This is a genomic window from Streptococcus sp. KR (genome assembly GCF_002238115.1).
Classification (GTDB): Bacteria; Bacillota; Bacilli; order Lactobacillales; family Streptococcaceae; genus Streptococcus.
Genome location: NZ_NGVM01000016.1, coordinates 48648 through 57323 on the forward strand (window position 1 = coordinate 48648; position 8676 = coordinate 57323).

At 41.8% G+C, this 8676-nt stretch carries 3 protein-coding genes; all 3 read left to right on the top strand.

Annotated elements, in window-relative coordinates; genetic code table 11:
* Positions 1 to 60 precede the first annotated feature (60 nt).
* From rexB to CBI42_RS07965, 3 genes are read left to right on the top strand one after another with little or no spacing between them, the layout of a single operon-like run.
* A complete protein-coding gene (gene rexB / locus CBI42_RS07955) occupies positions 61 to 3336 on the top strand; it encodes an ATP-dependent nuclease subunit B (RefSeq protein WP_094753699.1) in 3276 nt (1091 codons plus the stop codon).
* The gene (gene addA / locus CBI42_RS07960) at positions 3333 to 6983 is read left to right on the top strand and encodes a helicase-exonuclease AddAB subunit AddA (RefSeq protein ID WP_094753697.1); all 3651 of its coding nucleotides are present in this window, start codon (positions 3333 to 3335) and stop codon (positions 6981 to 6983) included. Before rexB ends, addA begins: the two co-directional genes overlap by 4 nt.
* Before the next feature lie 17 nt (positions 6984 to 7000).
* Entirely contained in the window at positions 7001 to 8179 is a 1179-nt protein-coding gene (locus CBI42_RS07965) for a hypothetical protein (RefSeq protein WP_094753698.1), read from the top strand.
* Positions 8180 to 8676: the final 497 nt, after the last annotated feature.

Consider the following 8676-nt stretch of genomic DNA (forward strand, 5'->3'; position numbering starts at 1 on the left):
GGAATCTTCGGGATAATCATGGTATAATAAAAGGTAATGAAAAATTCCAATGAGGCAGAGATGAAATTACTTTATACTGATATTCGGACTTCTTTGACTGAGGTTCTAACCAGAGAGGCTGAGGAACTAGTTGCTGCGGGCAAGCGAGTCTTCTATATCGCCCCCAACTCTCTTTCTTTTGAAAAGGAACGTGCCGTGCTGGAATGCTTGTCCCAGCAGGCTACTTTTGCGATTACCGTCACGCGCTTTGCTCAAATGGCTCGTTATCTGATTTTGAATGATTTGCCTTCCAAGACCAGTCTAGATGACATCGGTCTTGGGATGGCCTTTTATAAGTGCCTTGCGGAACTCGATCCTAAGGACTTACGTGTTTATGGTGCGATTAAGCAGGATCCTCAGTTTATCCAGCAGTTGATTGAACTGTATCACGAGATGACGACTGCTCAGATGAGCTTTTTAGACTTGGAGAGTTTGGCAGATGAGGACAAGCGAGCAGACTTGCTCTTGATTTTTGAAAAAGTAACAGCCTATCTTAATCAAGGTCAGTTGGCTCAGGGAAGTCAGTTGTCTCATTTGATTGAAGCTATTGAGAATAACAAAGTAAGTAGTGATTTCACTCAAATCGCCTTGGTTATTGATGGATTTACCCGTTTTTCTGCTGAAGAAGAGCGGATTGTGGACCTACTTCACGGCAAGGGTGTTGAGATTGTCATTGGAGCCTATGCTAGTAAGAAAGCCTATACCAGCCCATTCGCTGAAGGCAATCTATACCAAGCCAGTGTGGACTTTCTCCATCATCTAGCCTCTAAATACCAAACACCTGCTCAGGATTCTTCTCAAACTCATGAGAAGATGGATAGTTTTGATAAGGCCTCTCGTTTGCTGGAGTCTTCTTATGACTTTTCAGAATTAACATTGGATGTCGATGAGAAGGATCGTGAAAACTTACAAATCTGGTCTTGCTTGACGCAAAAAGAAGAGTTGGAGTTGGTAGCCCGTAGCATTCGTCAGAAATTACATGCCAATCCAGACCTGAGTTACAAGCATTTTCGTATTCTCTTGGGGGATGTAGCTTCTTACCAATTATCGCTGAAAACCATTTTTGACCAGTATCAGATTCCTTTCTATCTTGGTAGAAGCGAATCCATGGCCCACCACCCTTTGACACAGTTTGTCGAGTCTATTTTGGCTTTAAAACGTTATCGTTTCCGTCAGGAAGATTTGATTAACCTCCTCAGAACGGGTTTATATACCGACCTTAGCCAGGCTGATATTGACGCATTTGAGCAATATATCCGCTATCTTGGTATCAATGGCTTGCCAGCCTTTCAGCAAACCTTTACCAAATCCCACCATGGAAAATTTAATCTTGATCGTTTGAATGCCCTTCGTCTGCATATTTTAACACCTCTTGAAACCCTCTTTGCCAGTCGAAAACAGAAGGCTGAAAACCTCCTACAAAAATGGAATAGCTTTCTAAAAGAAAGTTCTGTGACCAAGCAGTTACAAGATTTGACAGCCACTATGGAAGCTGTAGAACAGGAAAGACAAGCCGAAGTTTGGAAGGCATTCTGCCATGTTTTAGAACAATTTGCGACTGTTTTTGCTGGTTCACAGGTTAGTCTAGAGGACTTTCTAGCCTTGCTCCATTCTGGAATGAGTTTGTCTCAGTATCGCACTATTCCAGCGACAGTGGATACTGTTCTGGTGCAGAGTTACGATTTGATTGCACCACTGACTGCTGACTTTGTCTACGCCATTGGACTGACTCAGGACAATTTACCAAAAATTGCGCAAAATACTAGCCTTTTAACTGATGAAGAAAGACAAAATTTAAATCAAACGACCGAAGAAGGCGTTCAATTGCTGATTCCCAGCAGTGAAAATCTCAAGAAAAATCGCTATACTATGCTTTCCTTGGTCAATTCTGCTCGTAAGCAGTTGGTCTTGTCGGCTCCAAGCCTTTTTAACGAAAGTGAAAGCAAGGAGTCTGCCTATCTTCAAGAGTTGGTCCATTTTGGATTTAGTCGAAAAGAGAAGAGGATGAATCACAAAGGGCTGTCTAAGGAAGATATGGGGTCCTATCACAGTCTTTTGTCTAGTCTGGTTGCCTATCACCAGCAGGGCGAGATGAGTGAGACTGAGCAAGATTTGACCTTTATTAAGGTTCTAGCTCGTGTCATGGGTAAAAAACTAGACCAGCAAGGTTTGGAAAATCCAGCCCTCCCAACCAGTCCAAGCAGTAAGCAGTTGACCAAGGATACCTTACAGGCTCTCTATCCAGCTGACAAGGAATTTTACCTGTCTACCTCTGGTTTGACGGAGTTTTACCGTAACCAATACAGTTATTTCCTCCGTTATGTTCTAGGCTTGCAGGAAGAATTGCGCCTGCGTCCAGATGCTCGTAGTCATGGGAATTTCTTACACCGCATTTTTGAACGGGCCTTGCAGTTGCCTGATGAAGATTCCTTTGACCAACGTCTAGAACAAGCTATTCAAGAAACCAGTCAGGAACGGGAATTTGAAGCAATTTATCAGGAAAGTTTGGAAGCCCAGTTTACCAAGGAAGTTCTGCTTGATGTGGCACGGACAACTGGTCACATTCTCCGCCACAATCCAGCTATTGAAACCATCAAAGAAGAGGCGAATTTTGGTGGAAAAGAGCAGGCCTTTATTCAATTGGATAATGGTCGCAGTGTCTTTGTACGAGGTAAGGTTGACCGCATTGACCGTTTAAAAGCTGATGAAGCGATAGGAGTAGTAGACTACAAGTCGAGTCTAACTCAGTTCCAGTTTCCTCATTTCTTTAATGGGCTCAATTCCCAACTGCCAACCTACCTAGCTGCCCTAAAAAGAGAAGGGGAGCAGAACTTTTTCGGTGCCATGTACTTGGAAATGGCTGAGCCAGTCCAATCTCTGATGGCTGTTAAAAGTCTGGCAGGTGCAGTAGTAGAAGCCAGCAAGTCTATGAAATACCAAGGCCTCTTTTTGGAAAAAGAAAGCAGTCATTTGGGCGAATTTTACAACAAAAACAAGGCTAACCAGCTAACAGATGAGGAATTCCAGCTCCTACTGGACTACAATGCTCATCTTTACAAGAAGGCAGCGGAGAAAATCTTAGAAGGGCAATTCGCCATCAATCCCTATACTGAAAATGGCAGAAGCATTGCCCCATACGTCCAGCAACATCAAGCCATCACAGGATTTGAAGCCAATTACCACTTGGGCCAAGCCCGTTTTCTAGAAAAGTTGGACTTGGCTGACGGCAAGCGTCTTGTCGGAGAAAAACTCAAGCAAGCTTGGTTTGAAAAAATAAGAGAGGAGTTGAATCGATGAAGCCTATTCCCTTTTTAACTGAGGAGGAGATTCAAAAACTGCAAGAAGTAGAAGCAAATTCAAGCAAGGAACAAAAGAAAACTGCTGAGCAAATTGAAGCCATCTATACTTCTGGTCAGAATATCCTCGTTTCAGCATCAGCTGGTTCTGGGAAGACTTTTGTCATGGCCGAGCGTATTCTGGACCAATTGGCGCGTGGTGTCGAAATTTCTCAACTCTTTATCTCAACCTTTACTGTCAAGGCTGCCACAGAGCTTAAGGAACGTTTAGAGAAAAAAATCAGCCAACAAATCCAAGAAACGCATGATGTCGAGCTCAAACAACACTTGGGCCGCCAGTTGGCAGACCTACCCAACGCAGTCATCGGAACCATGGACTCTTTCACACAAAAATTCCTTGGCAAACATGGATATCTGATTGATATTGCGCCTAATTTCAGGATTTTACAAAACCAAAGCGAGCAACTTCTTCTAAAAAACGAAGTCTTCCATGAGGTCTTTGAAGCGCATTACCAAGGTAAACAGAAAGAGATCTTTAGCCATTTGCTGAAAAACTTTGCTGGGCGAGGCAAGGATGAAAGGGGGCTGCGCCAGCAAGTCTATAAAATCTATGACTTTCTCCAATCCACCAGCAATCCTCAGAAATGGTTAAATGAATCTTTTCTCAAAGGCTTTGAGAAATCTGATTTTACCAGTGAAAAAGAAAAACTAACCGAGCAAATCCAGCAAGCCCTTTGGGATTTGGAAAGCTTTTTCCGTTATCATCTGGATAATGATGCCAAGGAGTTTTCAAAGGCTACCTATTTAGAAAATGTTCAGTTGATTCTGGATGAAATTGGCTCCTTAAATCAGGAGTCCGATAATCAGGATTTTCAAGTAGTGCTTGCGCGTGTTGTCGCAATTTCGAAAGAGAAAAATGGTCGAGCTCTGACTAATGCCAGTCGCAAGGCTGATTTGAAGCCACTGGCCGATGCCTACAACGAAGAGAGAAAGACCCAGTTTGCTAAACTAGGACAACTAGCAGACCGGATAACAATTCTCGACTATCAAGAACGTTATCATGGAGACACTTGGAAACTAGCTAAAACCTTCCAATCTTTTATGAGTGATTTTGTAGAGGCCTATCGTCAGCGTAAACGTCAGGAAAATGCCTTTGAATTCGCTGATATCAGCCATTACACCATTGAGATTTTAGAGAAATTCCCGCAAGTCCGTGAAGCTTATCAGGAACGTTTCCATGAAGTCATGGTAGACGAGTATCAGGATACCAACCATATTCAAGAACGGATGCTGGAATTGTTGTCTAATGGCCACAATCGCTTTATGGTGGGAGATATCAAGCAGTCCATCTACCGTTTCCGTCAGGCAGACCCGCAGATTTTCAATGAGAAATTCCAACGCTATGCGCAAAATCCCCAAGAAGGAAAGCTGATTCTCCTGAAGGAAAATTTCCGTAGTAGTTCAGAAGTGCTGTCAGCAACCAATGATGTTTTTGAGCGTCTTATGGACCAAGAAGTCGGTGAAATCAACTATGATAACATGCACCAACTTGTTTTTGCCAATACCAAACTGACTCCTAATACTGAGAACAAGGCAGAATTTCTTCTCTATGATAAGGATGACACAGGTGAGGAAGAAGAGAGCCAAGCAGAAACGAAATTAACTGGTGAAATGCGCTTAGTTATCAAGGAAATCCTTAAACTACATAAGGAACAAGGTGTTGCCTTTAAAGAAATCGTCCTTCTGACCTCCAGCCGCAGTCGTAATGACCAGATTCTTCTCGCCCTGTCTGAGTACGGGATTCCTGTCAAAACTGACGGAGAGCAAAACAATTATCTCCAATCCCTAGAAGTGCAAGTCATGCTGGACACCCTTCGTGTCATTCACAATCCTCTGCAAGACTACGCCTTGGTTGCCCTTATGAAGTCTCCTATGTTTGGCTTTGACGAGGACGAGTTAGCACGTTTGTCCCTTCAGAAAGCAGAGAATAAAGTCCAAGAAAATCTCTATGAAAAACTGGTCAATTCACAAAAAATGGTGACAAGCCAGAAAGAGTTAATTCACTCGACACTAGCTGATAAGCTAAATCAATTCATGGATATCTTGGATTCTTGGCGCTTGTATGCCAAAACCCACTCCCTCTATGACCTGATTTGGAAGATTTATAACGACCGTTTTTATTATGATTATGTGGGGGCTTTACCAAATGGTCCTGCTAGACAGGCCAATCTCTATGCCCTAGCACTACGTGCTGATCAATTTGAAAAGAGCAATTTCAAAGGCTTGTCGCGTTTTATTGGTATGATTGACCAAGTCTTGGAAGCCCAGCACGATTTGGCAAGCGTAGCTGTCGCACTACCAAAAGATGCAGTAGAGCTCATGACCATCCACAAGAGTAAAGGGTTAGAGTTTCCTTACGTTTTTATCCTCAATATGGATCAAGACTTTAACAAGCAAGACAGCATGTCAGAGGTCATTCTCAGCCGTAAAAATGGACTTGGTGTCAAATATATTGCCAAAATGGAGACAGGAGCAGTGGAAGACCACTATCCTAAAACCATCAAACTCTCCATTCCTAGCCTGACCTATAGACAGAACGAAGAGGAATTACAGCTGGCAAGCTATTCAGAGCAAATGCGTCTACTGTATGTTGCTATGACACGGGCTGAGAAAAAGCTTTATCTTATCGGTAAGGGTTCTCGTGAAAAGCTGGAAGCCAAGGAATACCCAGCAGCTAAAAATGGAAAACTAAACAGCAACACTAGACTTCAAGCCAAGAATTTCCAAGATTGGATTTGGGCTATCAGTAAAGTATTTGCCAAGGATCATCTCAACTTTAGCTATCGTTTTGTTGGTGAAGATCAGCTGACTACAGAAGCTATCGGTCAGTTGGAAAACAAAAGTCCTCTCCAAGATAGCTCCCAAGTAGACAATCGTCAGTCAGAAACCATCAAAGAAGCCCTTGAAATGCTGAAAGAGGTTGAAGTCTATAATACTCTTCATCGCGCAGCCATTGAACTTCCTAGTGTTCAAACCCCAAGTCAAATCAAGAAATTCTACGAACCAGTTATGGATATGGATGGTGTCGAGATTGCAGGTCAAGGCAAGTCAGTAGACAAGAAAATCAACTTTGATTTGCCAGATTTTTCAACCAAAGAAAAAGTAACAGGAGCTGAGATTGGGAGTGCTACCCACGAACTCATGCAGAGAATTGACCTCAGTCAGAGACCAACGCTTGCTAGCCTGACAGAAACTCTCAAACAAGTTCAAACCAGCCCAGCTGTCAGAGACAAGATTAATCTTTCGAAAATTCTTGCATTCTTTGACACAGCACTCGGTCAGGAAATTCTCGCCAATACCGACTATCTCTACCGCGAGCAACCCTTTTCTATGCTCAAAAAAGACCAAAAGAGTCAGGAAGACTTCGTTGTGCGTGGTATCTTGGACGGCTATCTACTTTATAAGGATAGAATCGTTCTGTTCGACTATAAGACAGACCGCTATGATGAACCAAGTCAACTCATAGACCGCTATCGTGGTCAGTTAGCCCTATACGGAGAGGCTTTATCTCGAGCCTATTCGATTGAAAATATTGAAAAATACTTGATTTTACTCGGTAAAGACGAGGTTCAAGTTGTAAAAGTATAATCTAGAAAGGAGACCTCATGACACTTCCAGTTAGAAAATCCCTGCATGATGCAGTTTTACAGGCTTCAAAAGCTGATACTTGGGAAAAAGCTACCAAGGAATGGAATGAAGTTTCCTTGATTTTTAATGGTATTGGTCGTAGCAATTGTGTCTGTGGAAATGCTATCAAATACGCCTACGAACTCTTTAACGGTATCACAGGCCAACGCCTCTTTCCCATCGGTAGCGACTGCGTCAGACACTTTCATCGATTGAACCTTGACCAGCAACTGGAAGAGGAAGAAAAACTGCTCAGAAAGGTTGAAAATCTGACCAGAAAAGCCCAGAAAAAGGAAAAAATCAAGGTCAATAAAAGTGACTTTGACGAGCGTCTTCTAAAGTGGCTCTGGGAAAAAGGTGTTTTTAAACCCAATCGTGGCAATCAGTTCTCACCTGAGAAAGACTACCAGCTCTTCCTCGAAGTCTTTCAGGGAGGAAGTTGGACCAAGGCGGAGCCAAAGAAAAAGGCTCGGATGGAAGAAGTCCTTGAAAAGTGTATCAAACCCTTTTTACTTGGAAAAACAGATGACCAACTCTACCTTGTCAAGCTAGGCAAGGAGAAAATTGACTACGAGCAGGAACTCCGTATCCAGGCAGAGAAAGAGCGCAAGAAAAGAGATAGAATCGCCAAACAATATGCAGACAATCTAGTCCTAGCTATGGGCCCAGCAGAGCGTGCCTATCAAGATTACTTTGGCTTTACAGAGACACTGACTCAAGAAGAACGCAAGTGGGAGAAAATTCTTTTTGGTAAAAATCGGACAGAACGTGCTATCAAGGCCAAACAATACCAAAAAGAGCTGGAAAAAGACCAACGAATTGCAGCTCAGGATCCAATTGAAAGAAAACAGAAGCAGACCTGGCTCCTCAATTCCTATTTTCGTGAGCTTCCTGAAGAAAAAGCCCGATTTTCTAGGCTCTTATTAGAATATCGAAAAAGTGGAGAAGTCCCCTTTTCAACTGAATATCTGTCAGACCATCTGCTCGACTTTCTCTATAAAATGAAAGCCTTTGAGTTTGAAATCACACCAGAACAAGTTCGAGATTTTCTAAAAGAAAGCCTTCAAGCAGACCATCTCTCCTCAGCACAAGAAAGCTGGATAGAAGGAATTTTGACAAATTGTATAGTCCCATTTTTATCTCGAATACTCATCTAAAACTAAATATATAAGATATAGAATTTTATATAAGGTTAATATACAAATCAAGTGGGGTTGAAATCAGTCTTCCTTTATAAAGTAGCTATTACAAATAAAAGCTTGTGCAAAAAAGAATAATTTATGATAGAATAGAGGATAAGAAAGAAAACGTTTTTACAGTTTTTTCAATCCGAAGGAGATATATTATGGCCACTATTCAATGGTTGGTCTAGAAGATTTAAAATAATAAAACATTGTGAAGTAGAATAAATGCTTGAAACCCTTGAAATTCAAGGGTTTTTGTGAGTACAGATTTTTATTTTTCACATTGTTATAAGTGCTTGATTGAGCAATAATAATCAATAAAAACATTTTTTTGGTGTTGAGTTTGGTGTTCAAATATTTATTATGTTACGGAAAGGAATTTCACAATCTTTCCGTTTTTTTATTTTCAGGAGGAAAAATGACAAAAGAATTACAATCATCACGCTATATTGTCATTTCATTTTTAGTAC

What these genes read in the sequence shown, in the direction of transcription:
- CBI42_RS07965 (WP_094753698.1), top strand. Translation starts at nt 7,001, where the DNA reads ATGACACTTCCAGTTAGAAAATCCCTGCATGATGCAGTTTTACAGGCT.
- addA (WP_094753697.1), top strand. Translation starts at nt 3,333, where the DNA reads ATGAAGCCTATTCCCTTTTTAACTGAGGAGGAGATTCAAAAACTGCAA.
- rexB (WP_094753699.1), top strand. Translation starts at nt 61, where the DNA reads ATGAAATTACTTTATACTGATATTCGGACTTCTTTGACTGAGGTTCTA.